At 44.5% G+C, this 26379-nt stretch carries 21 protein-coding genes and 2 pseudogenes; 4 read left to right on the plus strand and 19 right to left on the minus strand.

The annotated features are described in order from the left end of the window. Positions 1-48 precede the first annotated feature (48 nt). Positions 49-1791, minus strand: a complete 1743-nt coding sequence (locus MKX30_RS03840; RefSeq protein ID WP_341062456.1) for a family 10 glycosylhydrolase — start codon at positions 1789-1791, stop codon at positions 49-51. A 136-nt stretch (positions 1792-1927) separates the two neighbouring features. Beyond that, positions 1928-2353: a transcriptional regulator MntR gene (mntR, locus tag MKX30_RS03845; RefSeq protein WP_007430946.1), complete on the minus strand. Its 426-nt coding sequence runs from the start codon at positions 2351-2353 to the stop codon at positions 1928-1930. 252 nt (positions 2354-2605) lie between these two features. Here mntR and splB point away from each other — a divergent pair, with 252 nt between their 5' ends. Further along, the gene (gene splB / locus MKX30_RS03850) at positions 2606-3670 is read left to right on the plus strand and encodes a spore photoproduct lyase (RefSeq protein ID WP_023989268.1); all 1065 of its coding nucleotides are present in this window, start codon (positions 2606-2608) and stop codon (positions 3668-3670) included. Here the strand turns inward: splB and MKX30_RS03855 are convergent. The 8 genes from MKX30_RS03855 to adhE all read right to left on the minus strand — a co-directional run bounded on the left by MKX30_RS03855 (position 3663) and on the right by adhE (position 16471). Continuing rightward, positions 3663-4379, minus strand: a complete 717-nt coding sequence (locus MKX30_RS03855; protein ID WP_053325701.1) for a cytochrome c biogenesis CcdA family protein — start codon at positions 4377-4379, stop codon at positions 3663-3665. The two genes, splB and MKX30_RS03855, sit on opposite strands and share 8 nt — an antisense overlap. A 166-nt stretch (positions 4380-4545) precedes the next feature. Continuing rightward, positions 4546-6564: a methionine--tRNA ligase gene (gene metG, locus MKX30_RS03860; RefSeq protein WP_023989270.1), complete on the minus strand. Its 2019-nt coding sequence runs from the start codon at positions 6562-6564 to the stop codon at positions 4546-4548. Positions 6565-6979: 415 nt separating this feature from the next. Beyond that, a complete protein-coding gene (gene yidD / locus MKX30_RS03865; RefSeq protein WP_023989271.1) occupies positions 6980-7270 on the minus strand; it encodes a membrane protein insertion efficiency factor YidD in 291 nt (96 codons plus the stop codon). Position 7271: 1 nt separating this feature from the next. Next, positions 7272-7763, minus strand: a complete 492-nt coding sequence (locus tag MKX30_RS03870) for a Fur family transcriptional regulator (RefSeq protein ID WP_013310843.1) — start codon at positions 7761-7763, stop codon at positions 7272-7274. Positions 7764-8016: 253 nt separating this feature from the next. Beyond that, positions 8017-10239: a copper amine oxidase N-terminal domain-containing protein gene (locus MKX30_RS03875; protein ID WP_340958800.1), complete on the minus strand. Its 2223-nt coding sequence runs from the start codon at positions 10237-10239 to the stop codon at positions 8017-8019. Between the two features lie 219 nt (positions 10240-10458). Continuing rightward, the gene (gene pflA / locus MKX30_RS03880; RefSeq protein WP_013310845.1) at positions 10459-11217 is read right to left on the minus strand and encodes a pyruvate formate-lyase-activating protein; all 759 of its coding nucleotides are present in this window, start codon (positions 11215-11217) and stop codon (positions 10459-10461) included. Between the two features lie 51 nt (positions 11218-11268). After that, on the minus strand, positions 11269-13530 hold the full coding sequence (gene pflB / locus MKX30_RS03885) for a formate C-acetyltransferase (protein ID WP_025722256.1): 2262 nt from the start codon (positions 13528-13530) through the stop codon (positions 11269-11271). A 328-nt stretch (positions 13531-13858) separates the two neighbouring features. Further along, complete coding sequence (gene adhE / locus MKX30_RS03890) at positions 13859-16471, minus strand: bifunctional acetaldehyde-CoA/alcohol dehydrogenase (RefSeq protein WP_023989274.1); 2613 nt, start codon at positions 16469-16471, stop codon at positions 13859-13861. A 258-nt stretch (positions 16472-16729) separates the two neighbouring features. Here adhE and MKX30_RS03895 point away from each other — a divergent pair, with 258 nt between their 5' ends. After that, entirely contained in the window at positions 16730-17446 is a 717-nt protein-coding gene (locus tag MKX30_RS03895; protein WP_341062457.1) for a Crp/Fnr family transcriptional regulator, read from the plus strand. A gap of 139 nt (positions 17447-17585) precedes the next feature. Here the strand turns inward: MKX30_RS03895 and MKX30_RS03900 are convergent. Beyond that, positions 17586-18352: pseudogene (locus tag MKX30_RS03900) on the minus strand (DODA-type extradiol aromatic ring-opening family dioxygenase). A 317-nt stretch (positions 18353-18669) separates the two neighbouring features. Between MKX30_RS03900 and MKX30_RS03905 the strand changes: the two are divergent. Beyond that, positions 18670-18969, plus strand: a complete 300-nt coding sequence (locus MKX30_RS03905) for a hypothetical protein (RefSeq protein ID WP_226887755.1) — start codon at positions 18670-18672, stop codon at positions 18967-18969. A gap of 125 nt (positions 18970-19094) precedes the next feature. On the opposite strand, the gene MKX30_RS03910 is transcribed toward MKX30_RS03905, so the two are convergent. The 7 genes and pseudogenes from MKX30_RS03910 to MKX30_RS03940 all read right to left on the minus strand — a co-directional run. Further along, positions 19095-19439 (minus strand): winged helix-turn-helix transcriptional regulator, encoded by a 345-nt coding sequence (locus tag MKX30_RS03910; protein WP_013371810.1) that lies wholly within the window; start codon positions 19437-19439, stop codon positions 19095-19097. A gap of 246 nt (positions 19440-19685) precedes the next feature. Next, a complete protein-coding gene (locus MKX30_RS03915) occupies positions 19686-20417 on the minus strand; it encodes a ThuA domain-containing protein (RefSeq protein ID WP_341062458.1) in 732 nt (243 codons plus the stop codon). 20 nt (positions 20418-20437) lie between these two features. Further along, positions 20438-21406: a sugar phosphate isomerase/epimerase family protein gene (locus MKX30_RS03920; RefSeq protein WP_013310854.1), complete on the minus strand. Its 969-nt coding sequence runs from the start codon at positions 21404-21406 to the stop codon at positions 20438-20440. Positions 21407-21483: 77 nt separating this feature from the next. After that, positions 21484-22566 carry a Gfo/Idh/MocA family protein gene (locus MKX30_RS03925; protein ID WP_013310855.1) on the minus strand — a complete coding sequence of 361 codons (1083 nt, stop codon included), beginning with the start codon at positions 22564-22566 and terminating at the stop codon, positions 21484-21486. Then, positions 22559-23326: a sugar phosphate isomerase/epimerase family protein gene (locus MKX30_RS03930; protein ID WP_341062459.1), complete on the minus strand. Its 768-nt coding sequence runs from the start codon at positions 23324-23326 to the stop codon at positions 22559-22561. Before MKX30_RS03930 ends, MKX30_RS03925 begins: the two co-directional genes overlap by 8 nt. Positions 23327-23344: 18 nt before the next feature. Continuing rightward, positions 23345-23515 (minus strand): hypothetical protein, encoded by a 171-nt coding sequence (locus MKX30_RS03935; protein ID WP_233903743.1) that lies wholly within the window; start codon positions 23513-23515, stop codon positions 23345-23347. A 2-nt stretch (positions 23516-23517) separates the two neighbouring features. Next, positions 23518-23811 (minus strand): annotated as a pseudogene (locus MKX30_RS03940) (Gfo/Idh/MocA family protein); the annotation flags it as partial. Positions 23812-23977: 166 nt separating this feature from the next. On the opposite strand from MKX30_RS03940, the gene MKX30_RS03945 reads away from it, so the two are divergent. Continuing rightward, positions 23978-24796: an AraC family transcriptional regulator gene (locus MKX30_RS03945; RefSeq protein ID WP_023989280.1), complete on the plus strand. Its 819-nt coding sequence runs from the start codon at positions 23978-23980 to the stop codon at positions 24794-24796. A gap of 85 nt (positions 24797-24881) precedes the next feature. Here the strand turns inward: MKX30_RS03945 and MKX30_RS03950 are convergent, their stop codons facing one another. Continuing rightward, a complete protein-coding gene (locus MKX30_RS03950; RefSeq protein WP_023989281.1) occupies positions 24882-26366 on the minus strand; it encodes an alpha-N-arabinofuranosidase in 1485 nt (494 codons plus the stop codon). Positions 26367-26379 lie beyond the last annotated feature (13 nt).

Raw genomic sequence — 26379 nt, forward strand, 5'->3', positions numbered from 1 at the left:
ATGTATGAGAACGGAGGCCCAAATAGAACCTATATGATCCAATTTATATCACATTTGATAATAATTTTGAAGAAGCTGAATGAGTCCGTATGGATTTTTACGCAAATGCTGTGCACTAAAGTAAATATCCCCTTTGACCTGTTTATAATCTTCGTTCAGTTCAAGCTGCTTAATTAGCTCTTGAGCCGTTTGCCAGCCCTTTTCAGGGGTACCGATCTTATAAGGAGAATGACCGATATACAGCTTAACATCTGAGTTTTTTACCTCATTGGACCACCATGCGACAAGCTTGTCATATCCCGCCGCTGGGAAACCGATACTCCAGTAAATTTGTGGAGCTACATAATCAATCCATTCTTTGTTAATCCAGGTTCTTACATCCGCAAACGTCGTATCATACGCTGTAACGCCTGCCTTCGTGTCTGAACCCGTTAAGTCCTGAGATTTGTTACGCCATACCCCAAAAGGACTAATTCCGAATTGAACTTTAGACTTGCTGGCATGAATGCTTTTGCCCAAATCGCGAACAAAACTGTTCACATTATCTCTCCGCCAGTCGCCCTTGTTAGAGATTTTGTTGGCATTATATGCTTTAAAGGTCGCATCATCATCAAAAGTCCCGCTGTAAGGATAAAAATAATCGTCCAAATGGACGCCGTCAATATCATATCCGTTCACGACCTCCATAATCGCCGCAATGACATGCTGACGTGCAGCCGGAATTCCTGGATTGATGTACAATTGGCTACCATTCTTAACAATCCAGTCCGGATGTTGATTAGCCACATGGTTTGCAGCCAAACCGCTGGTTGTTCCTGTAGAATTCGCACGGAACGGATTAAACCAGGCATGGAATTCCATCCCTCGCTTATGCGATTCGCTAATCATAAATTTTAAGGGATCGTAGCCTGGATTTTTACCTTGGGTGTTGGTCAAATACTTGCTCCATGGTACAAGACTCGATGGATAGAGCGCATCACCGCTGGCACGAACCTGAACAAATACCGCATTGATGCCCATCCCCTGCAAATCATCGAGCATTTTAGTAAACTCCTGCTTTTGCTTCTCTGAGCTGCTTCGGGCAGCGGAAGAAGGCCAATCTCCGTTAATGGTAGAAATCCATGCTCCACGCATGGAAGTTGAAGTCTTTACCTGAACCACATTTGCCTGTGAAGAACTTGAACCGTCCTCACTAGTAGACGTTGACGGTGAAGCGACAACCGCCTGCTCATCATCGATGGCTCTCTGATCTGTACTTACACTCTCCTGATTGCCAGATGCAGACGTATCTGATATGGAGCCGCTGCTTCCCGCAGAAGTGTTCCCGCCAGTAGAGACACCTTCCTTACCACTGCTTAACGTAATGACTCGCTCTGAAGCTTGCCAATCCACTTTTAATCCCAACTCTTCCCCAACAAAACGCAGAGGCACCATGACTCTCCCGCTTGTCATACGGGCAGATGCATCCAGTCGAACTGACTTGCCATTCACCGTAGCGCTTTGTGCACCGTTCTCCATAGATATATTTTTGTTCTGTGCTGTAATCGTTACCGTACCGGACGATTCCGACCAGTTGACCTGAGCGCCCAATCCCTCACTAATCACTCGCAAAGGAACCATCGTAACATTGGCTCCCTGTACAATATACGGTGACGCGTCACTTTGCAGGGACTGTCCGTCCAATATAATTTCAATATTACCAGTTGGAGCTGCTTGAACTCCAGGAACGATGGCAGTCTGCACTGCTAAGAGTAGGCCAGCAGCCAATGCCACTATTTTCTTTCGATTCATATTATTACAATCCTCCGCTAACCCTGTTAATTTTAACCCCTATCTTGTCCTGCTATATAATGGATAGACGCTAATAACCGGATATTTGTTGCGGTCGGGACAAATAAAAAAGCATCGTCCGTAAGGACAGATGCTTTTAGGAATCTCCACTCAATTCCTTGTGTATGTCATGAAGCTGGCGCAAGCGATCTTCATCCCGACGAAAATACTCAACCAATGTTTCGATACGGGTGATGGAATCCCAGCTCAAATGATGCTCAATACCTTCCACATCTTTATATATCAGGTCCTTGTCAACCCCAATCATATCCAGAAATTGCTCTAATAACTGATGGCGATCAACCAACCGTTTGCCGACCTTTTTCCCTTTCGGTGTCAAAATCAGTCCCCGATATTTCTCATATACAAGATAATCGTCCTTATCCAACTTCTGAATCATTTTGGTGACAGACGAAGGATGCACCTCTAACCCCTCTGCGATATCCGAGACACGAGCATAACCCTTCTCATCAATCAGTTGGTAAATGCGTTCCAAATAATCTTCCATGCTTGGCGTTGGCACTTGTTTCCCTCTTTTCTGTTATTGAACGGGCGCTTACCGCCTTCATTTCCTGCGTTAAACCTACTATGTAATGATACATGTTATCATTGCCCATTGGCAAGTCTCATCCCTTCACTCACAGCTATTGCCACGATTTGTTCAATTTAAGCGGGGCACACTAATATCGTCGTCCCTGTATCGTTTATTTCTGCGGCAATATGTTAAAGTTGGACACCAGAGCACTGTGGATTTATTTCGAAAGGAGCGTTAGTCATGTCTACGCTTGAGCGTACTCCTGTCCAAACCAGAGGAACCAAGCCATTTTTGCCTGATCTGGTGTTTTTTGAGCCAGACGCACTGAATTATCCCAAGGGCCAGCGTATTATGGATTGGGTTAAAGCCAAGGATATTCCGTATCGGATGACTACCTCTCACAACCGAATTACCAATTTACCAGGTGAAACTGAAGTTGAAAAGTACCGAATGGCAAAAAAAACTTTGGTTGTCGGTATCCGTAAAACGTTAACTTTTGACCAATCCAAGCCCTCTGCCGAATACGCCATCCCCATTTCGACTGGTTGTATGGGGCACTGTCACTACTGTTATTTACAAACAACCTTGGGAGCAAAGCCGTATATTCGTGTATATGTCAACACTGACGATATCTTATCAGCAGCTAAAGCTTATATCGAGGAGCGTGCGCCTGAAATTACCCGTTTTGAAGCAGCTTGCACCTCCGATCCAGTTGGTTTGGAGCATATCACCGGAACGCTTGGAGACTTGATTCGTTTCATGGCAGATGAAGAATTTGGTCGTCTGCGTTTTGTTACTAAATATCATCATGTTGATCCATTACTGGATATTAAACATAATGGTCATACTCGCATCCGCTTTAGCATTAATTCCGATTATGTTATTAAACAGTTTGAACCTGCAACTTCACGCTTCGAGGAACGTATTGAAGCCGCTGGCAAAATCGCACGAGCCGGTTATCCACTGGGGTTCATCATCGCACCCATCATCTGGTATGACGGCTGGGAAGAAGGTTACGGCGAGTTGCTGCGAAAATTGGGAGAAACCTTGCCACAGCATGCTACAAAAGATTTGACGTTCGAATTAATTCAGCATCGCTTCACCAAAACATCCAAAGCTGTCATCGAGAAACGTTATCCGAAAACCAAGCTGGAGATGGACATAGAGAAACGCAAGAAAAAATGGGGCCGCTGGGGACAAAACAAATATGTTTATCCCGATGAACAGCAAAATGCACTGCGAGAGTTTATCACAGAGCGCATTTTTGAACATTTCCCTTTAAGTCGTATTGAATATTTCACATAACTAGCATCCAATCTGGGGTAATCCGTTGTAAAAATAGCGTTACATGGGTCATATGATCCGTTACCAGTAAAATGCCCGTAATAACTAGTAGTATGCCACCTGTCTTGATGAGGATGGAGGTATAGCGAGAGGATAGTCGAACAGAGCCTACCAGCAAAGCTAATACAAAAAATGGAATCGCAAAGCCAAGCGCATAGCCTGTAATCAGTTTGAACCAAATGTGATGCTCTACTGCCGCCAAAGCGATAATAGCTGTTAGCATGGGACCGATACAGGGCGACCAGCCTGCCGCAAATCCAATTCCGATTACAAAGGAACCGGCGTACCCGGCAGGCTTCCATGTCCAGCGAAGCTTATGCTCCCTCATTAGAATCAAAGGACGCACCACACCAAGAGATACCAGCCCCATTAGTAAAATAAGTGATCCCGCTACCACTCTTAGCGCATCCCCATAATTGGCAAACCATTCTCCAAGCAACCCGACACTTGCACCCAGTGAATAGAAAACCACCGAAAAGCCCAATACAAAAGCAAGCGTATGTCCCATCGTACGATAACGAACCTCAGTCTTGTGCCGTCCTTCAGCCAGTTCACGCGCAGACATCCCTGTCATATACGATAAATAAGATGGATACAGCGGTAAACAACACGGTGAAAAAAAAGAAACCAGTCCGGCTATGATCGCCAACCCAGCGTTGATATTTGTCATCATCATTTCCTCCCACCTGTCTTAAGTGAACACAAGCAAACAAGCCCTGCCTACTAAAACATACGTATAGCGGGAGCAAAATATGATGCAAGCCAAAAAGCGCATGCCCAGGAAGAATAATTCCCGGACATACGCTCATTACGCTCTTTTATTTTTACATAGCGTTCTACTTTACAACCGCACCATTCGGCATACCTTCCGGTACGGTGGCCAGCGTAAGCTGATCTCCATGTGATGCTGCCAAAATCATACCTTGCGACAACTCTCCCCGAAGTTTTACTGGCTTCAGATTGGTCACACAGATCACCTTGCGCCCAATGATATCTTCAGGTGTATAAAACTTCGCAATCCCTGATACTACTTGCCGCTGCTCATAACCAAGGTCAAGCTGAAGCTTCAATAGTTTATCGGCCTTCTTCACAGGCTCGCAGGCGACGACCTGAGCAACGCGCAGTTCCACCTTGGCAAAATCCTCAATGCCAATCTCTTCCTTTGCCTCCGGTGCTTCCTGGCTCGTCTCAGATGCATTCTGCGGTTGAGCTTGTGTCGTAGCTTCCTCCGGCTTCTTACCTCCAGTCATCGCTTCCACGATAAAAGCAACCTCTTGCTCTGAATCCAGACGCGGGAAGATCGGATTACCTTTGACCAGCTGCGTTCCTTCCGGAATACGACCGAACTGTTTGCCGCTATCCCATGTAGTCAACTCACCTTGGCTAATACCGAGCTGCTCCCAAATTTTATGAGGAGCACGGGTTAAGAATGGCTGGAGTAAGATGGAAGCGATGCGCAAGCTTTCTACCAAATGCAACATAACAGATGACAATTCGCGACGTTTTGCCTCATCCTTAGCCAAATTCCATGGTTGCGTCTCGTCAATATACTTGTTGCTACGGCTAATAAATTGGCTAATCGCCGTTAATGCCACGGAAAACTCCATGTTTTCCATGGCTTCTTCTACTTTACTATAAGTCGATGTTGCCATGTCTTCCAAAGCTCCGTCGAATGCTGTTACATTCGCTTCATAAGCTGGAACCTTACCATCAAAATATTTATCTACCATCGCCACGGTACGATTCAACAAGTTGCCCAGATCATTTGCCAAATCCGAATTAACTCGATCTACAAAACTTTCTGGTGTAAATGTTCCGTCTGCCCCAAAAGGCACCTCGCGCAGTAAGTAGTATCGTAGTTGGTCCAGACCATAACGGTCAATCAACGTCACTGGGTCTACAACATTGCCTTTAGATTTCGACATTTTACCGTCTTTCATGAGCAGCCAACCATGTGCAAATACTTTTTTAGGCAACGGAAGATCCAGCGCCATCAGCATAATCGGCCAATATATCGTGTGGAACCGTACAATCTCTTTACCTACGATATGCACATTTGCAGGCCAGAATTTATCATACAGCTCGGTATTGGAAGAGCCATAACCCAAGGCTGTGATGTAGTTGGAAAGTGCATCAATCCACACATACACGACATGCTTCGGATCCCCCTTCACCTTAATGCCCCAATCGAAGGTAGTACGGGATACAGCCAAATCCTCCAGACCCGGCTTGATGAAGTTATTGATCATCTCTTTTTTACGTGATTCCGGCTGGATAAACTGCGGATTCTCTTCATAAAATTGCAGCAACCGATCAGCATACTTGCTCATACGGAAAAAGTAACACTCTTCCTTGACCAGTTCTACAGGGTGTCCACTATCCGGGCTTTTTCCTCCAGCCACATTGCCTTCGGCGTCCTTCACCACGTCAACCAGCTGAGTTTCTGTGTAGTACGTCTCGTCAGGGATGCTGTACCAGCCTTCGTATTCTCCCTTGTAAATATCGCCTTGCTTCAGTAAACGATCAAAAATTTCTTGTACGACAGCCTTATGGCGTTCTTCCGTAGTACGGATAAAATCGTCATTGGAAATGTCGAGCTTCCGCCACAGTTCTTGAATACCTGCCACAATATCATCTACGAAACGTTGCGGCGTTTTGCCTGCTGCACTTGCTTTCTGCTCAATCTTCTGACCATGCTCATCCGTTCCTGTCAAATAGCGCACTTCATAACCGCGTAGCCGCTTGTAACGGGCCATTGCATCTCCCGCAACCGTCGTGTAAGCATGACCTATATGTAGCTTGTCGCTCGGATAATAGATCGGTGTCGTAATGTAAAATGTGTTCTCATTGGACATGTGTGTTGCCTCCTGTTTTGTTCACGCAGCTCTATAGGTCCTGCTGACATGATGGTACTCCAATTCATGAATTTGGCACACAAATTGGGCACAAAAAAGACCCCCGCCCCTATGGGACGAGAGTCACCTCACGCGTTACCACCCAATTTTCCTGTATCCTCGCAGACTACAGGCTTCACCGGTCACATCTGACCGCCCATTAACGCTGGAACACGCCTCCCCCTTACGCTTGCCTCCTAAACACTAATAACTGTGGCAAATACGCTCGAAAAAGGTTCCTCCAGGACCATATTCAGGCTTCGCTCCAGACCGGTTTGCAGCTAACCCCGGCTCTCTGTACTGGGCGGTTTACCCTACTCATCCCTTCGCAGGAAAACAATATTAACCAAAATATAACCAAATCCGCATAGCGCTGTCAAGTCAGACCCTTTTCAGAGTGGGTAGCCAAACGATCTTCGCTAGACCTATCTGTTCCCTTTTTTGCAGGAGGGACCAAATCTACGCCGCCCGGATGAAAGGGATGGCACTTGGCTATACGCTTAGCAGCAAGCCATGAACCTTTGAGCGCACCATGCATCTCTACCGCCTCCAACGCGTACGCCGAACACGTTGGATAGAATCGGCAGGTAGCCGGCTTTAACGGTGAAATATAGGAACGATAAAACTTAATCGGAGCCTGTACCACTCTGCGTGTGGTGATTTTCATTTCAGTAGCCCCCGTGGCTGTGAGTGTGACTGCTCGTCTGTCTGAATCCCCCATCCGAATTACTGTCAGTATGCCCATTCTTCTGTTGACAATCTTTGCAATAACCAAAAATTTCAAACTTGTGCTCGACGATTTGGAATTGATCCGTTGTATCCGTCATTTGCATTGGGCAAAAAGAAATCGGTAATGTTTTCTGACAGCTCAAGCAAATCATATGGTGATGGTGATGATGCTCATTACAGCTCACCTTGAACTTCATTCCATCCTCAAAAGATACCTGTTCCAGTACACCCAATTCCTGCATTACACGCAGATTACGATAAACCGTATCAAAACTAAGTCCACTGTACTTCTTACCCATATATTCATAAACGTCTTTGGGGGACAGATACCCTTCATTCTCGGAAAATAACGTGGCCAACGTCTTGCGCTGATCTGTAATACGCAGCCCCTGAGCGGACATTGTTGCAATAATTTCATCCTTTGTCAGCATGCGTTTCACCCTCCCCTGTCTGTAGTTTCAGGTTTTCTGATGCAGGCTTAGGCTTGCATCTATTTATTATACCACGATTAAAGTCAATATTATAAGAGATATTCGTATCTATACATAAGAAAAAGACGCTCTCCGGCGCTACGACCAAATTCGCAGCAGGAGAACGTCTATATTCTGCAAGTGACATCGACTTTTAAACGGTGAATGACGAGACCCAAGGTCTAAGCCGGTAAACAGCACCGGTTAATTCATATTAATTTTTAATAGCTGGTAAAGGCATAACTACTACGGAAACTGGCAAGTTACTTCCTGCAGCAGCAGTGAAATACATCTCTACACTTTCCTCGATATGCCCTGTGCGATACAGCACACTCATCTCATTTGGAGCCCATACCGCGCCGTTCGTCGGGATACCCACAACCTGATTGTTTACCATCGCATAGCCGGAATATTCGCCTCCACGCGGGTTGAACGTAATCAGTGAATACGGCGCTACATGATCCAATTTAACTTTATATACAACACCAAAATTACCGGCATTGGAAGCAGAAGAGCCGTCCAGACCGTCCGTACCAATCAGGTTCGGGTCTACCTTATTATCACCAAGAACGATACGTTGAGCTGTTTTACCAACCTCTTCGGTATAATTGAGCGAGATATCAGCATTAGCGTACGTTCCACGGTTGTGAATACCGTCCTTAGGCAGTTTTGCCAGAGTAGGCATCACGGTCAACGGATCTACATTTGCATCCAACACAATAACCGTGTATTGAATAGGTTGATCCGTATATAAATCGGATAACAGAGAAATGACCTGTTTTTGCTTGATTTTTTGTGCATTCAAATCCTCTAAAATAATGCGATTTTCGCCAGGATTTAGAACTGTGCTAGAACGCTTGCTTCCATCCTGCATGGATTGAAAATATCGTTGAATCGAGACTTTACCCGCAGCCGTGGCAAATTCAGATGGTCCAGCAAAACCGGAATTTTCGACATTTATATTGGCAGGAGTGATATTGTTGTTGGTCGCAATCACGTACATCTTCACATCTCTACCCGTTTCATTGACATGATGGACGAGTATGCGCGTGCTGCCTGATCCGGTTTCTTGATACACGATACCATCCTGGAACACACGTTCTGGGCTGTTAGCACGGATCAAAAGACGCGGTGAAGAAGTACTTGTCACTGGAATAGTAGCCATGGTTGGCACCTGACTGCCGTCTACTGTATATTTATCACCATATGGTGTGAAGATTTTATTGAAATCATCTTCGTTGTACAGCAGTTCATTTGTAATTTTAATCGTTTCACTTTTGGTACCTGTTGCGCCGTGCTTATCAGTTACGGTGAGCGTAATTGTTACATCACCTGGTTGGAAGAAGGCAAGTTTCTTATTCTCCCAATCACGCTTAGTGATAGCATTCTCATCATCTGTACTCAGGTCGGTAATGGTGATTTTCTCGCCCATCTTGTACTCTTTTTTATCAGTTGTAAACAGAGCCACTGGCGGCTGATTTGGTGGTCTTACTGTAATTGTAACTGAGTAAGGATCACTCCAGTTCCCAGCAGAGTCAAGAACAGAATAGGTAACTACATATGTACCCGGCTCCTGAAATACGTCCTGCTTACCTTCCCAACGTTGGTTCACAATCGGAAGACCTGTAGGAGAAGATTCCTTCGTCAAATACGTAACTTGGGTTTCGCCCGCATAGATATCTTTTTGCTGAACCGTGAAGGAAGCTTTAGGTTTCTGATTCAAATCCATGATAACTTGTTTAGTCGTATTATTCACAGTATAAGGAATATTTAAGGCCTGTGTAATCGAGGTCAATGGCACCATAAATACGTTCTTTTGCTGAAAAGCCGGTCCTTTCATTTGTCTGGCTTCACCGTTAACCGTATAAACCTTGCTGTCTGTTTTGAAGCGCATGACATTTGTTCCTTGTGTGATTACGGTTTCTTTGGTGGCAGTGTCATAACTAAACTGCAATCCGACACGGCTGACAAGAGAACGGATAGCTACATAGGAAACTCCGTCCTTAACAGTCATCGGCTGAGTTGCTGTGTACACCTGTCCGTTTTGTTCCATTTTCGCGCTGTTTAAGTACAAAATCAATTGATTAGCACCCATGGATGTTGGAGCTCCACCAGGATTGGTGATAATTCCGTCTCCACCGTATACATCATTGGAAACGTTCGATCCGTTGGTTGTATCCGTAGGCAGGCCAGTCAATGGATCATTGGATACGCCTGTGTTATTAGGTGTAACCGTGTCATTTTGTGTGCTAGTTCCATCTTGATCTCCGATGCTATTCTGAACGCCTGAATCAGCAACATTGGCCTGAGCCTGCTGTGCGCTAACCGAATCGGTGGATTGAACGGTTGTTGATGCTGCTTCTGCTCCTACAGGGGCTACTGCGGCCACCTGAGCCACCGCAAGGGCGGTGAGCATGGTCCATTTCTTGAAATTCATTGTCTGTCTCCTTCTATCACCAAATTATTATCATTCCCGTAAAAAGTCATACTATTAGACGCGTCAGTTGTTAAAAAGTTTCTGGAAATTTTGCTGATCATGAAAAAAAGGGAACTTTCTCCTGTGACTGCAAAAAATTCAACAACAAAAAACCGCCGCCCATCTGACCTGATGTGGCGGCGGCTTCATTACTAGGAAATAGCTTTTGAACCATTTACATTATGATGGACGACAGACAGCATTCTTTCCTGCAGTCTCCAGACGACCCTCTTCAATGAGTCGGTAAGCACGTTGAACTTCTTCATCTGTAGGAGATGGAACTCCCTCCAACGGATACTCCTTACCGAGCATTTCCCACTTGTAAACACCCATTTGATGGTAAGGTAATATTTCGAATTTCTCGACTCCGTTCAACGTTCCGATAAACCGTCCCAAATTCAATAAATCTTGCTCGTCATCATGAATACCCGGTACAAATACGTGTCTAATCCACATTTTGCGCCCTTGCTCAGACAACCAGCGAGCCGTACTTAGCATACGGTCATTAGACTTGCCTGTAAGCTTAATATGCTTATCATTGTCAATATGCTTAATATCCAGTAGCACCAAGTCTGTTACGTCCAGCAGTTCATGGATACGGCCCGCGTCATTAAAGCCGTTACTGTCCAGTGTCGTGTGCAAATTCCACCGACGTTTCACTTCTTTGAACAGCTCTGCGACAAAATGAGCTTGCAGCGTCGGTTCTCCACCGGATACGGTCAATCCGCCTCCTGAAGAACGGTAATAGGCTAAATACGGCTCAATCTCAGCCAATACCTCCTCCAACGTCATTGGATTACCTTCATTCAAGGCCCAAGTGTCCGGGTTATGGCAATATTGACATTTCAACAAGCATCCTTGCATAAAGAGCACGAAGCGGATGCCGGGACCATCGACGGTCCCGAAGGTTTCCAATGAGTGTATGTGACCTTTCAACATGTTGCATCATCCTTCCCGCATCCGCTATGCGTGCGTCATTGTAATACTTATTTACATTGTACCGTGGAAAGTACGGTTAATAACATCCAATTGTTGTTCACGAGTCAGCTTGATAAAGTTAACGGCATAGCCGGAAACACGAATCGTCAGTTGTGGATAGTTTTCTGGGTGTTCCATTGCATCCAACAGTTGTTCGCGAGCAAACACATTGACATTCAGATGATGTGCGTGGCTTCCAAAGTAGCCATCCATCATCGAAACAAGGTTTGTTTTGCGTGTTTCTTCTTCTTTACCCAGTGCTTTAGGCACGATGGAGAAGGTGTTCGAGATACCATCCAGACTGTGTTCATAAGGCAATTTGGCTACGGAACTCAGAGATGCCAAAGCACCTTTTTTATCACGGCCGTGCATTGGGTTTGCCCCTGGTGCAAACGGTTCGCCTGCTTTACGTCCATCCGGTGTTGTACCTGTTTTCTTACCGTACACTACGTTGGAAGTAATAGTCAGTACAGATTGAGTAGGAACCGCATTACGATAAGCTTTATGCTTGCGAATCATGCTCATGAAGCTTTCTACCAGTTCCACAGCGATGTTATCTACACGGTCATCGTTGTTACCGTAGCAAGGATATTCGCCTTCGATTTCAAAGTCAACAGCAATCCCTTTTTCGTTACGGATTGGTTTAACTTTTGCAAATTTAATGGCACTCAAGGAGTCGGTAGCAACTGACAGACCCGCAATACCACAAGCCATGGTGCGGAGAATATCACGATCATGCAACGCCATTTCAATGCGTTCGTAGCTATATTTATCATGCATGTAGTGAATAACATTCAAAGTGTTCATGTACAGTTTTGCCAACCATTCCATCATAGGTTTGAAGCGGCTCAACACTTCTTCATATTCCAGAACTTCGCCTGTAATGGCTGGGAATTCAGGCCCTACTTGGACGCCAGATTTTTCATCTTTACCACCGTTAATTGCATACAGCAGAGCTTTAGCCAAGTTGGCACGAGCACCAAAGAATTGCATTTGTTTACCGATTTTCATTGCCGATACACAACAAGCAATACCATAATCGTCTCCATAAATCGGACGCATCAGATCGTCATTCTCGTACTGAATGGAGCTAGTTTCAATAGAAACTTTCGCACAATATTTTTTGAAGCCTTCAGGCAATTTTTCCGACCACAGTACAGTCAGATTCGGCTCCGGTGCAGGTCCCAGATTGTAGAGGGTGTGCAGGAAACGGAAGCTGTTTTTAGTTACCCGAGTTTCTCCAGTTACGGACATACCACCAATGGACTCAGTAACCCAAGTTGGATCTCCACTGAACAGTTCATTATAGTCAGGTGTGCGCAAGAACTTAACAATACGCAATTTCATAACAAAATGATCGACCAGTTCTTGAGCTTGTTCTTCTGTCATTGTACCCTCTTCCATATCACGTTGAGAGTAAATATCAAGGAAGGAAGATACACGTCCTAAGGACATTGCTGCACCATTTTGTTCTTTGATTGCTGCAAGATATCCAAAATATACCCATTGGAAAGCTTCTTTCGCATTGTTAGCAGGTTTTGAGATATCAAAACCGTGTTCAGCAGCCATTTGTTTCAGTTCATTCAAAGCACGAATTTGTTCGGAAATTTCCTCACGCAGACGAATTACGTCTTCTTCCATGGAATCAACTTCAAGGCTTTTCAGTTGCAGTTTTTTATCTTGGATCAAGAAGTCTGCACCATACAAAGCTACACGACGATAGTCACCGATAATACGACCACGACCGTATGCATCTGGGAGACCAGTAATGATACCAGCTTTACGAGCTGCTCTCATTTCATCTGTATAAGCGTCAAATACACCTTGGTTGTGAGTTTTACGAATATGAGTGAAGATATCAATGATACTTTCCGGTACTTCAAAACCATAGGCTTTGCAAGCGTCGATCATCATCCGAATTCCACCAAACGGCTGCAAAGAGCGTTTGAATGGAGCATCTGTTTGTACACCGACAATTTGCTCTTTATCCCGGTCTAGATAACCCGGTTTATGTGAAATAATAGTGGATGGCGTATTCACGTCTACATCAAGCACGCCGCCGTTTGCCAACTCTTTTTTGGTAAGATCGGATACAATATCCCACAATGCAGTTGTGTTGGCGGTAGGACCAACCAAAAATTCTTCATTGCCAACATAAGGTAAGATATTAGTTTCAATAAAATCGTTGACGTTGACTTCTTTAGTCCATTTGCCTTTTTTAAAACCTCTCCAGCCAGATTGTTGCTCTTGTAATTCTCTCTCAATCACCGACATGTAAATCCCTCCAAATTGTTTGGTCTTCCGGACTTGTGATTTTTTTCACGATAAAGCTATTTCTTGAGCCCGGCCTGTTCACCGATGCCTTACGCTCAGTGTCGGGACCTTTCTTACACCCTTATTGTAGAATAATGATAGAGTGTAGTATGTGATAAAAATCACAACATGAGTGATTTTTATCACTTTATTTTCCCTAGCTTCGCGCCTATATCCTTAGCCTTGCCGTTCACCTCCCTTCCCAAACCAACAGGCCCTCTATATAGAGAGCCTGCATCGGTATTGAACGAGAAAATGCTTTTTCACAAGCCTCTTCGTACCTATTATATTATTGGTCAAAACGTCCGTAGAAGGCATTGCGATAGACATCAGCCAACTCCGTAACCAGTGGCAACTTCGGATTCGCAGTTGTACATTGATCTTCAAATGCGCGGTCAGCCAGATAGTCTACACGTGATTCGAAATCCTTCGCATCGAAACCGATTTGTTGGAACGATTCCTCGATACCGAGTGTTTTGTTCATCTTACGGATTGCTTCGATCAAGCTGTTAACCCCTTCTTCGGTGGTGCGTGCAGGCAGTCCCAGTATGCGCGCGATTTCTGCATAACGCTCATCCGCAACAAAGTGCGAATATTTAGGGAACGAAGCAAATTTTGTCGGTTTTTTCGCATTATAGCGAATAACGTGCGGCAGCAAAATGGCATTCGTGCGGCCATGCGCTGTATGGTATTGTCCACCCCATTTATGTGCAAGACTGTGGTTAATACCCAAGAATGCATTAGCAAACGCCATACCAGCAAGTGTGGAAGCATTATGCATTTTTTCACGAGCCAGCTTATCACCGATCAGAGCCGATTGTTCTAGGTATTGGAATACCAATTGAATGGCTTTAATTGCCAGACCATCTGTGTAATCATTAGCCATTACGGACACGTAAGCCTCGATAGCATGTGTCAGAACGTCCATACCTGTGTCCGCTACAGCTGTTTTAGGCAGCGAATATACAAACACTGGGTCAATAATTGCCACATCAGGAGTCAACTCATAGTCAGCCAGCGGGTACTTCGTGTTACCCAGGTTTTTGTCCGTAATTACTGCAAACGATGTAACTTCGGAACCTGTACCCGAGGTTGTAGGGATAGCTACAAATTGTGCTTTTTGGCCCAGACGTGGGTACTTGTAAATCCGTTTACGGATATCCATGAATTTTTGTTTTAAGTTATTGAAATCAGTATCTGGATATTCATAGAACATCCACATGCCTTTAGCCGCATCCATTGGCGAACCGCCGCCCAGTGCGATGATGCAATCCGGTTGGAAACGTCTCATCATTTCTGTACCACGTTCTACCGTAACTGTCGATGGATCTGGCTCTACTTCAGAGAACACTTCGATAGCTACCGGTGTTTGGCGTTGATGCAGATAATGAATAACACGATCCACATATCCCAGTTTTACCATCATAGGGTCCGTGATAATGGCTACACGTGTGATATCAGGCATTTTAGCAAGATACTGTGTCGAATTTTTTTCAAAATAGATTTTGGAAGGTACTTTGAACCATTGCATATTCACCGTCCGTTTCGCCACCCTTTTCACATTAATCAAATTGACTGCCGATACGTTCGACGAAGTCGAGTTACGACCGTACGAACCGCAACCGAGTGTCAACGAAGGAAGATTGGTGTTGTAAATGTCGCCAATCGCACCATGTGTGGAAGGTGCATTTACAATGATACGTCCTGTTTGCAGACGGTTTGCGAAGCGGGCGATAACGTCCTCATCGTTCGAATGAATAGCGGACGAGTGGCCCATGCCCCCGAATTCCACGACTTCAGCAGCGCGTTGAATACCTTGTTCCGCATTTTTTACTTTATAGCAAGCCAATACAGGACTCAATTTTTCCGCAGACAATGGGAATTTTGTTCCTACCCCTTCAATCTCAGCGACCAAAATTTTAGTTCCTGCTGGTACTGTGATACCACTCATTTCAGCAATTTTCACAGCAGACTGCCCGACGATTGCTGGGTTCACTGCACATTTCTCGACATTCATAGCTCCTTGAGTGAGCTTAGCTGCTTCTTCTTTATTTACAAAATAGCAGCCGTTAGCGATCATCAATTTTTTCACTTGTTCGAAGATTGGCTCTTCGATAATAACCGCTTGCTCGGAAGCACAAATCATACCGTTGTCAAAAGATTTAGAGAGGATAAGATCGTTCACGGCCTGCTTGATGTCTGCTGTTTTTTCAATAAAGCAAGGCACGTTACCTGGGCCTACACCCAGAGCAGGTTTACCGCAGCTATATGCCGCCTTAACCATGCCTGATCCACCAGTTGCCAGAATCAGAGCCACATCCGGGTGATTCATGAGTGAATTTGTCTTATCCATCGATGGAGCTTCAATCCATTGAATACAATCAGCTGGAGCACCATGTTTGACGGCTGCTTCGAGCAAGACGCGGGCTGCTTCCGCACTACACGATTGAGCAGATGGATGGAAACCGAAAATGATTGGGTTACGTGTTTTAATGGCAATCAACGCTTTGAACATCGTAGTCGAAGTCGGGTTTGTCACTGGAGTGATCCCCATGATAATGCCGACTGGCTCTGCTATCTTTTGAAAACTGTCAAAATCATTGTCTTCAATGACACCGACGGTTTTTTCATTTTTGATACTATGATAGACATATTCTGTTGCAAACATGTTTTTGGTGATTTTGTCCTCGTACACACCGCGTCCTGTTTCTTCAACAGCCAACTTCGCCAGGTACATGTGTTTATCCATCCCTGCGAGTGCCATAGCTTGTACGATTTCGTCAATCTGTTCCTGATTCATACTCATGAAAGCTTGCTGTGCCCGGTTCCCCCGGTCAATCAGCGTTTGAATATACTGCTCTGCGCTTTGCTCTTTTTGGATAACCTCGTTTTTAACAGCCATTTCCCTCATCCTCCTGTTATCTCGTGTACTATCTCTTGTTCACGCACTGATCGTAACACAGCTTTTCAAGATATATTGTGATTTTTTTCACAATCTATTTAAAATTTTATTTTATGAAGTGAATTAAATCACAAAGTTTGGAATTCTGCCACTTTTACCCCCTCTTCTTGCCCCAAAAACGCATTGCGCAGGTATATAATGAATTTGAATTGATCAAGTTGCAGATAAAAAACATAGGATACAAAGGGGAAATGGACGATGAGAAACACTACAAATGTAATGGAAGCCCGCGGCAACACCTGTTGCTTCTCGGAGGCCAGCTTCAACCGGTTGCAAGTGATGATGAAAGATCGAGTTATGCCAGAAAGCTCGCATCTGTTCTGGGAAGGAGATACAGCGGATAAGCTGTTTTATATTAAGCGCGGACGCGTGAAAGTAACCAAAACAACGGATGAGGGTAAGGAACTTATTCTATATATGTATCAAAGCGGCGATCTTGTTGGTCAAGCCGATCCATTTTTCGGTACTAAGCATTCCTTTTCTGCTGAGGTTCTGGAAGACAGTGATATTGGCGTAATCGATCATACAGATCTGGAGCTACTTATTTGCCAGCATTGTGATTTTGCGATTGACTTTATGAAATGGATGGGTTCGCATCATCGCATTACTCAGACTAAGTTCCGCGATTTGATGATGTACGGCAAGCCTGGCGCTTTATGTTCAACACTCATCCGTCTATGCAATACCTATGGTGAGCCTCACGGCGAACATATCCTGATTCATAAAAAAATTACTCATACTGACTTATCAAATATGATCGGTGCGACTCGGGAAAGCGTAAACCGGATGCTTAGTGATCTACGTAAGAAAAATGCAGTTGAATATGATAATGGCATGATTGTTGTCAAGGATTTGGAAATGCTGCAAGGCGTATGTCATTGTGAATTGTGCCCTCGTGAGATTTGCCGCATATAATAAATCGTTTTTTACGTAAAAGGGAGTGTTATAAGCCATTATAGCTTATAACACTCCCTAATTTATTTCCACTCCTCTACTTATACAGAAGCAGTTGCGAAGCATTTTAACAATAGTCCTTCTTCTGGCAACACACTTTTTAAAACTGTAAGCATAGATAACTTAAATTCCCCATCTCATAGCTTCTATGGATGACCTTGGCTTTGTTTGCAGGATTGCCACTCCCCATTGCAATAAACAACGGTACAAAGTGCTCTGCTCTTGGTACGGCCTGGCGAGCATACGGTGCTTCGCTTTCATAGTGATCCAAAGCCTCTATATCTCTACTTTGCACTTTTTCAATAATCCAATCATCAAAATCTATAGCCCAAGGTTCTGTTTTCGTTTCCCCCCATTTGACGATACGCAGATTATGAACAGTCACTCCACTGCCAATGACCAGAATATCTTGTTCTCCCAGTCCACGCAGCACTTCACCAATGGCATATTGTGCTTTGGGCGAAAGATATGGATTTACTGAGATCTGAACTACCGGAATGTCTGCCTCAGGATACATACGATGCAACAATGTCCAGGATCCATGATCCAGTCCCCTCACCCGGTCAGTTTGTACGTCAATGCCCTTTTGTTCATATAATTTTTCCAGCTTATTGGCCAGTTCCACAGAACCATGTGCTGGATATTTCACCATGTACAGTTCCGGTGGGAAACCGCCAAAATCATAAATGGTATCGTACACGTCATCCATCGAACTGATCGTCAACGTTTGCGCTTCCCAATGAGCAGTAAAGATAACAACCGCTTTAGGGCGAATGCTTTTCCCTAGTTGCTCTAAAAATGAAGTATAGTCCGTCTGTTCAATAGCAAGCACCGGTGAGCCGTGGCCAAAAATAAAGATGGCATCATATAAAGATCCCCTTATCAGTAATGGTTTATTTTATTCATTAAGTAACTTTATGTAAGTAATAATACATAAGTAACAAAGTAATGTCAACACAGATTTCAACATACACTTAAAGATCAGAGATTCCATAAATAAAGATTGATATAGGTATAAGGTCATAGTAATATATAACTAATAAATTTAAAATTTCACTATATTTCGATACAAAGGACTGGTTTCTATGGAGATACATACTTCTAATTGCCCAAAATGCGGTTCCGTTTTTCGTCAAAACCTTAGAAACCTGTGTAGTTCTTGTATTCAGGAAGAAAATATATTCTTGGACCGCTGTTCTAACTATCTATGGAAGCATCCTTCTACTCATACTCGTCAGCTCAGTGACGTAACCGGCACACCTATAGAATTGCTCACAGATTGGGTAAGAGCAGGCAAGTTTCCCTCCACATACAGTCAGCTTGATTATCCTTGTGAATCCTGCCGTTCCCCTATTTATGCAGGAAGACTTTGCCATTCCTGCTTGGGTACATTCCGTTCGGCCGCGCTGGATATTCAAACCCGTGTGCCCCGCCGTGCAACAGCAGGATTATTCTCAGTTGCAGGGCGCGTCAAAGGCTATTAAGCCGTCCTGCCTATGCAGATCATTTCTGTAAAATGGATAAGTAGTCCTATACACAAAATAAAAAAACAGCCTTTTTCCTAGGAAAAGGCTGTTTTGCTATGAGAAACGCTTATTTAGTTTGGTGCTCATCTAATCCATTCCTCAGCCCAAAATTGAATCTGTTCCATAACCGGCTGAAGTGCACGGCCTTTGGTTGTTAGCTCGTATTCAATGCGGACAGGAGTTTCCGGATATACATGACGTGTAAGAATTCCTTCATTTTCCAAATCTTTCATCCGTTCTGATAACATTTTGTCACTCATTGTGGGAATCAGATTGGAAATATCCTTAAACCGCTTAGGACCGCTCATCATGGATTGAATAATTAATCCATTCCAACGCTTACCCAAACATGAAAAGGCGGTTTCAAAACGCGGACACATTTTTGTAAATTGCGGTTGACTCTCCAAATTTTTCACCTTCTTTTGCATTTCGGTTTGATAAAGCTTTCCTTTTGTTAGTATATATCATTTTAGCATACTTTATCCCGAAAGAAAACACTTTCTTCTTAAATTAAATACCTGCGCTGATAAAGTTGCCATGACCAAAACTGATTATACAACAAACCAACACAGCAGGTATATGTCTAAATCGTTAAATACAAAAAGGCGGAATCCCTAGAGGTTCCGCCTATCAATCTGTTCATTATACAGCTCATCAAAATGTGATGATTGTTATTATACCAACACTCCACCGAGAGGTCTTACAGGTTCACTTCTACCATATATTGGTTTGTTAATACTTGTCGGAGAAGTCCAACGAATGCTGTTGGCGATAACTTTCAAAATATCAGGCTGGTAATAAGTCGGATAGGTCTCATGACCTGGGCGGAAATAGAATATCTTACCGCTACCTCGGCGGAAAGTACATCCGGTTCTAAATACTTCGCCGCCTTCAAAGTTACTAACAAATACCAATTCATCCGGCGCTGGAATATCAAAGAACTCGCCATACATCTCTTCCTGCTTCAACAAAATTTTGGCGTCTATGCCTTCTGCAATAGGATGTGACGGATTCACCGACCAAATAATCTCCTGTTCACCTGCCACCCTCCATTTCAGATCACAGCTAGTGCCCATTAGGGCTTTGAATGGCTTTGAAAAATGGCCCGAGTGCAGCACGATCAAGCCCATTCCTCCCTGCACTCGCTTTACAACACGCGCCGTAACTTCATCGCTCACCTGATCGTGGGCTTTATGCCCCCACCACAGCAGCACATCTGTGGAATTCAGGATCTCTTCTCCCAAACCATGCTCGGCATCATCACGAAGAGTAGCTGTTCGAATGGCAAATCCCTCTCCTGCCAGGCCGTCAGCCAACGCTTTGTGTATCCCGTCAGGATATATCTGTTTGGCTTCATCATTCAACTTTTCGTTCAAAAATTCATTCCAAATGGTGACGTTAATCATCAACATTTCCCCCTATTAGGTTAGACCCACCACATCTCGCTCAGCGGTTCTTCAATTAATACCTGGCGAAGATTGTGGACAGCCTTAGTAAAGCCTTCCTCCACGGACATCAGACCATCTTCATGCTCAATACTCACTACATAATCGTATCCCACCAGACGCAGAGCACTGATAATATCTGCCCAGGTTTTTACATCATGTCCATAACCCACAGTACGGAACTGCCAAGCGCGATCTAGCATTTTGGTATATTCCTGCATATCGGTAAGTCCATATTTATTTACATTGACCGGATCAATCGTCGTATCCTTGGCATGAAAATGGTGAATGGCTCCCTCTCGGCCCAAAATTTGAACCGCCTGCACTGGGTCAATTCCCTGCCACCACATGTGGCTCGGATCCAGATTAGCACCAATGACCTCTCCCGCAGCTTCACGCAAACGAAGCAAGGTCGCTGGTGTATGAACGGAGAAGCCTCCGTGTAGCTCCAGCCCAATTTTAACATGATGATCTGCTGCAAATTTTCCCGTCTCAGTCCAGTAAGGAATAATTTTATTCTCCCATTGCCACTTCAACACTTCCTGAAAATCATTAGGCCACGGAGCCACAGGCCAATTTGGATATTTCGCATCCTCATGATCACCCGGACAGCCAGAGAAAGTGTTCACAACTGGAACTTCCAGCTTTTCTGCCAATCGAACGGTTTTAAGAAACGTTTCATGATCAGCTTGGGCCAAATGCTTTTGCGGATGAAGAGGATTGCCGTGACAGCTAAGCGCACTAATCGTTAGTCCGCGGGACTCTACTGCCTTTTTAAAATTTTTGAGCGCTGTATCATTCTCCAGCAACTCATCCGGCTTACAATGCTTATCTCCTGGGTTGCCGCCTGTACCGATTTCTACAGCATCCAATCCTTGAGAAGCCACATAATCCAGTGCCTCCTCCAGCGAACGTCCGCCAAACAACACCATAAATACTCCAAGTTTCAAAAGAAATCCCTCCCTGTATCATATGTGAAAAAAGCTGCTTTCATTATAATGATGGTCTATTCGGGATAATTACGTGCTTAGTCAAAATAGACAGCTTTCCCGGTACGGGCCGATTCATAGATAGCTTCCAAAATTTCAGTAACAACCAGTGCCTGTTCCGGCTTCACAAGAGGTTCTTTGTCGTCCAGAATAGATTCGATCCACAGACGGGCTTCGCGGTCTGCTTCATTTTCCGTTTCTCCAGAGTAAAAGGCAACACCGCCTGCATCCAGATCTATTTTCGTATCAAACAAGCGGCTGTTCTTTTCCCCGTTAATGCGCAATCCATCCTGCATATCGGCTCCGCCTTCGGTTCCGCATAACAGCGTCTTCGCTTCGCCAAACTCTACGACGTTCAATGCCCAGCTGGATTCCAGTACAATCGTAGCTCCATTTTGCATCGTAATAAAACCAAAAGCTGAGTCCTCTACCTTAAATTCCTCAGGATTCCAAGGCCCAAAGGCATTTGCCGCATCTTTACGATCCCCTAGCTTATGGAAGGTTGAACCTAGTACACTTTTAGGCTTGTAATTATCCATCAGCCAGAGTGTCAGGTCGAGTGCATGCGTGCCAATATCAATAAGAGGACCACCGCCCTGCTTCTCTTCATCCAAGAATACTCCCCAAGTCGGAACCGCGCGACGGCGTAGAGCAATGGCTTTGCCCAGATAAATGTCTCCAAGCTCTCCTTGCTCAACCAATTGCTTCAGATACAAACTGTCATCACGATATCGGTTTTGATACGCAATAGACAGCTTCTTACCTGTACGGTTGGCTGCATCGAGCATCTCCCGTGCTTGCTCAGCAGTTTTAGCCATCGGCTTTTCACACAGCACATGCTTACCTGCCTCAAGCGCCGCTACGGTAATTTCTGAGTGCGAGTCATTGGGTGTACACACATGTACGACTTCAATGTCTTTATTTTCTAGCAACTGACGGTAATCACTATAAACTTGCGACCCTTCAACTCCAAACTTTTCTGCTGCCTCTTCAGCGCGCTCCTGAATGATGTCACAGAATGCAACGATTTCTGCACGCTTCTGCTTGGCAAGACTCGGCAAGTGTTTGCCGTTGGCAATGCCTCCACAACCAATAATCCCGATTTTGAGTGTTTTAGACATGAATATTTCCTCCCTGAGCTGCGTATTGTTGGAGCCATTCAATGCTGGTTTCAATGCTTTCGATTGGAGGGTTTGAGCAGAAATCCTGTTCCACGACGACCCAATCCACACCTGCCTGAATAGCGGCGTCTGTAATGGCCTGAAGCTGCACTTCGCCTTTGCCAAGCTCTACAGTCACTGCTTTTTGTTGCTTGTCACGTGCCATATCCTTTAAGTGAATGATAGGCAGGCGTCCATTATAACGTCCGATGTATTCCACTGGGTCATAGCCCCCATAGTATACCCAACAAGTATCCATTTCGACCTGTAACAAATCATCGGAAACCGCATCATATAAAGCATCGAATACCGGGCGATCATTGATTTTTTCTGTCAATTCAAAATCATGATTATGATAAGCCAGTATCAAGCCCTGTTCTTTCACTTTTTCACCAATACGATTCAAATTAGCAAAAATTTCATCCCACTGTCGCTGTTCTTCGGTTAAATAAGGAACGATTAGGTACTTATTGCCCAATTCTTTGTGGTATGCAATCTCCTCATCCAAATGATCCAACAAACGAGAATATTGTATATGAGTTCCGACAACTTCCAGATTCAGCTCATCCAAAAGCGCTCTGACATCCTTGGCATTGCGTCCGAAAAAGGTATGAAATTCTACCCCTTTATAACCAAGCTCAGCTACCTTGCGCAATGTACCTTCAAAATCCTGTTCAAGCTCTTCCCTTACTGTGTACAATTGCAATCCTACTTTAGCCATTACCCTTCACCTCTTTAATTAGGATGAATTTTCCATTATATCTGTTCCATAATACAAATCCTCGTCCGGCTTGAACGTGCTTTCCATCGTAATGTGATTGCCTTCCAATGATGAGCGCTGAAAAGCATGCATGGCTTCTAACACATGGTAGGCCAGCTCAGCATTAGCACGATGGTCCGTGAATTTCAATGCGCCAAAGGCTTTTCACTGTACACATGCTTGCCTGCCTCTAGTATCGCCACATCTGTCAGTGCATGGCTGCCAGGCACGGTCAGATTAAATACAAGCTCAATCTCAGGCTGACGAAGCAATTCATCCACCTTGTATACGTTTTCAATGTTGAATTCATCGGCCCTCTCCTTGGCCCTCTCATCTAGTAAATCAGCGACGGCCACCACTTCAATAAGTGGGCTCTTTTGGAGATTTTCAAGATATACCGAGCTAATAGTACCGCATCCGATAATCCCGGCCTTCATTCGTTCCACGTCGTCACACTCCTTGGCCTCCAACATGTACTTTCTCATCTAACATGTAAGCTTTACAGTTCACATAGTATTCTATTTCTGTTTCGTTTAAAATGAATAATATGATTAAAACATGAACAATCTGGTCAATATTTGAAACAGCCATATGCCCAAAGGAGTCATCATCATGTCTATCGTCGAGCCTTGTCAGGTTCTTACCGCAGGCTATTCCTTCCATCGAAAGCCCTTTTATTCGAACCAGCCTGATGGGATCAAAAATTATTTATTCCGTTTGCAAACAGATGGACGCTGCCAGGCCCGCATTAACGGGGAAATGACACGGATTGAAGCGGGTGATCTACTGCTATTCAATCCTACCGAGCCTTATGAACTGGATATTCATAGTGAGTTGAATCCCATGGGAGATCTGGTCGTGGAAAGTGGAGATTATCACATTTTTTTCGGTGGTTCCTGGGTAGATGAGTGGTGGAACCATCATAAACGACCCAACAGAATTAAGGTTCAGCTCACAGAAGCCCTGCTTGGCCTATTTCGTCAGCTTGTGATGGAGCAACGACGTATTTCTAATCCTTACCCGGAAATATCAAGTTATTACATGCGCATTTTATGTTTGGAGTTTGACCGTATGCTATCCGATCATCCTATCGCTACTCATCATAACTATCTTGCGTATCAGATTAAAAATTATATTGAAGAAAATGCATCCTCTAACTTCAAGCTGGATGACGTGTCTTCACACGTCGGTATCAGCGTATCCCGAGCAGTACATCTGTTTAAGGAAACATTCGATACGAGCATTATGCAGTACACGCTGGACATCAGGCTTAACATGGCGAGAGAACGAATCATTTTCAGTCCCATGTCACTGGAACAAGCCGCCGAATCGTCAGGATTTGCAAATTACACGTATTTTCATCGCGTATTTCGTTCCCGCTTCGGTATGTCGCCCAAAGAATTCAGGGTGATTCACCGCGAGCAATTGTAGGTAAAAGAGAGCGTTCACCTGAACGCTCTCTTTGTTCATAACCAATAATAATGAAATTGTGCTTACATACCACAACCCAGCTTTTTTACGGAGCAATTGTCAGCATCACTACCGACATTGGTGGCAGTGTAACATCCAAATGCTGACCTTGCAGCTGATAGGATGTGAAAGCTTCCTTTTTCACACGCTCTGGCTGATCAAACTTATTATGTGCCTGCATATCGTCGCTGGCAAGAACAACACCGCTGATCTTTTTAACCTCTTCCAGTCCTCTTAGCTCCAAATTCAAGTTTGCCGACTCGCCCGGATGGATGTTGCAAAAGCTAATATGAATATTGTCATCCTGCGCCTTGGAGGCGGACACGCTTACTTGTGGGATGGAATCCCCATCATATTCATAATCGCCCACCTTTACATGAACAGCCAGTGCTTGTGCATCCTGATGCACCTTAAACATTTCAAATATATGGTATGTCGGCGTCAACAGCATAGCAGGGCCTTCGGTCAGAATCATTGCCTGTAAAACATTGACCATTTGAGCGATATTCGTCATCTGTACTCGGTCATGGTGATTATGGAAAATGTGTAGGTGCAGCCCAGCTACCAGCGCATCGCGCATCGTGTTTTGCTGATACAGGAAGCCCGGATTGGTCCCCGGCTCAGTCAGGAACCAGGTTCCCCATTCATCGACGATCAGTCCGACCCTTTTGTCAGGATCATATTGGTCCATAATGGCTGAATGACGTGTAATCAATTCATCCATATGCAATGATTTTTTCATCGTCTCGAACCATTCCGCTTCATCAAAGCCGAGTGCTTGCCGTTTCCCTTCCCAGTTTCCCGGGATCGTATAGTTATGCAGGCTCAAACCGTCCATAAGATGCCCAGCTTCACGCATCAACACTTCGGTCCAACGATAATCATCCACATTCGCCCCCCCTGCAATCCGATAAATGCGGTTCTCGCCATAGTTACGGACATATGTCTGATAGCGGCGATACAGGTCGGCATAATATTCTGGGCGCATGTTACCGCCACAACCCCAGTTTTCGTTACCCACTCCAAAATATTTGATCTTCCATGGTTTCTCACGACCGTTTTCCTGACGCCATGCAGCCATAGGGGACTCTCCATCGAAGGTCATGTACTCTACCCACTCCGACATTTCCTGAACTGTACCACTGCCGACATTTCCACAAATATAAGGCTCTGCATCTAACAGTTCGCACAATTGAAAAAACTCATGTGTGCCAAAATGATTATTTTCAACCACACCGCCCCAATGCGTATTTACCATTCTCTTACGGTTTTCTTTTGGTCCGATACCATCTTTCCAATGATATTCATCGGCAAAACAGCCTCCCGGCCAGCGCAATACAGGAATGTTCAGCTTTTTCAGGGCTTCCACTACATCATTTCGAATTCCGTTTGTGTTTGGAATCGGTGAGTCCTCTCCAACCCATATGCCTTCATAAATGCAACGTCCAAGATGCTCAGCAAATTGTCCATAAATATTTTTATTAATAATGCCTTGTTTCCAATCGGTATTAACAACAATAGAACCCTTCACAACAAACCCTCCC

It is taken from the genome of Paenibacillus sp. FSL P2-0173, from assembly GCF_038008045.1.
Lineage (GTDB): Bacteria > Bacillota > Bacilli > Paenibacillales > Paenibacillaceae > Paenibacillus > Paenibacillus polymyxa_B.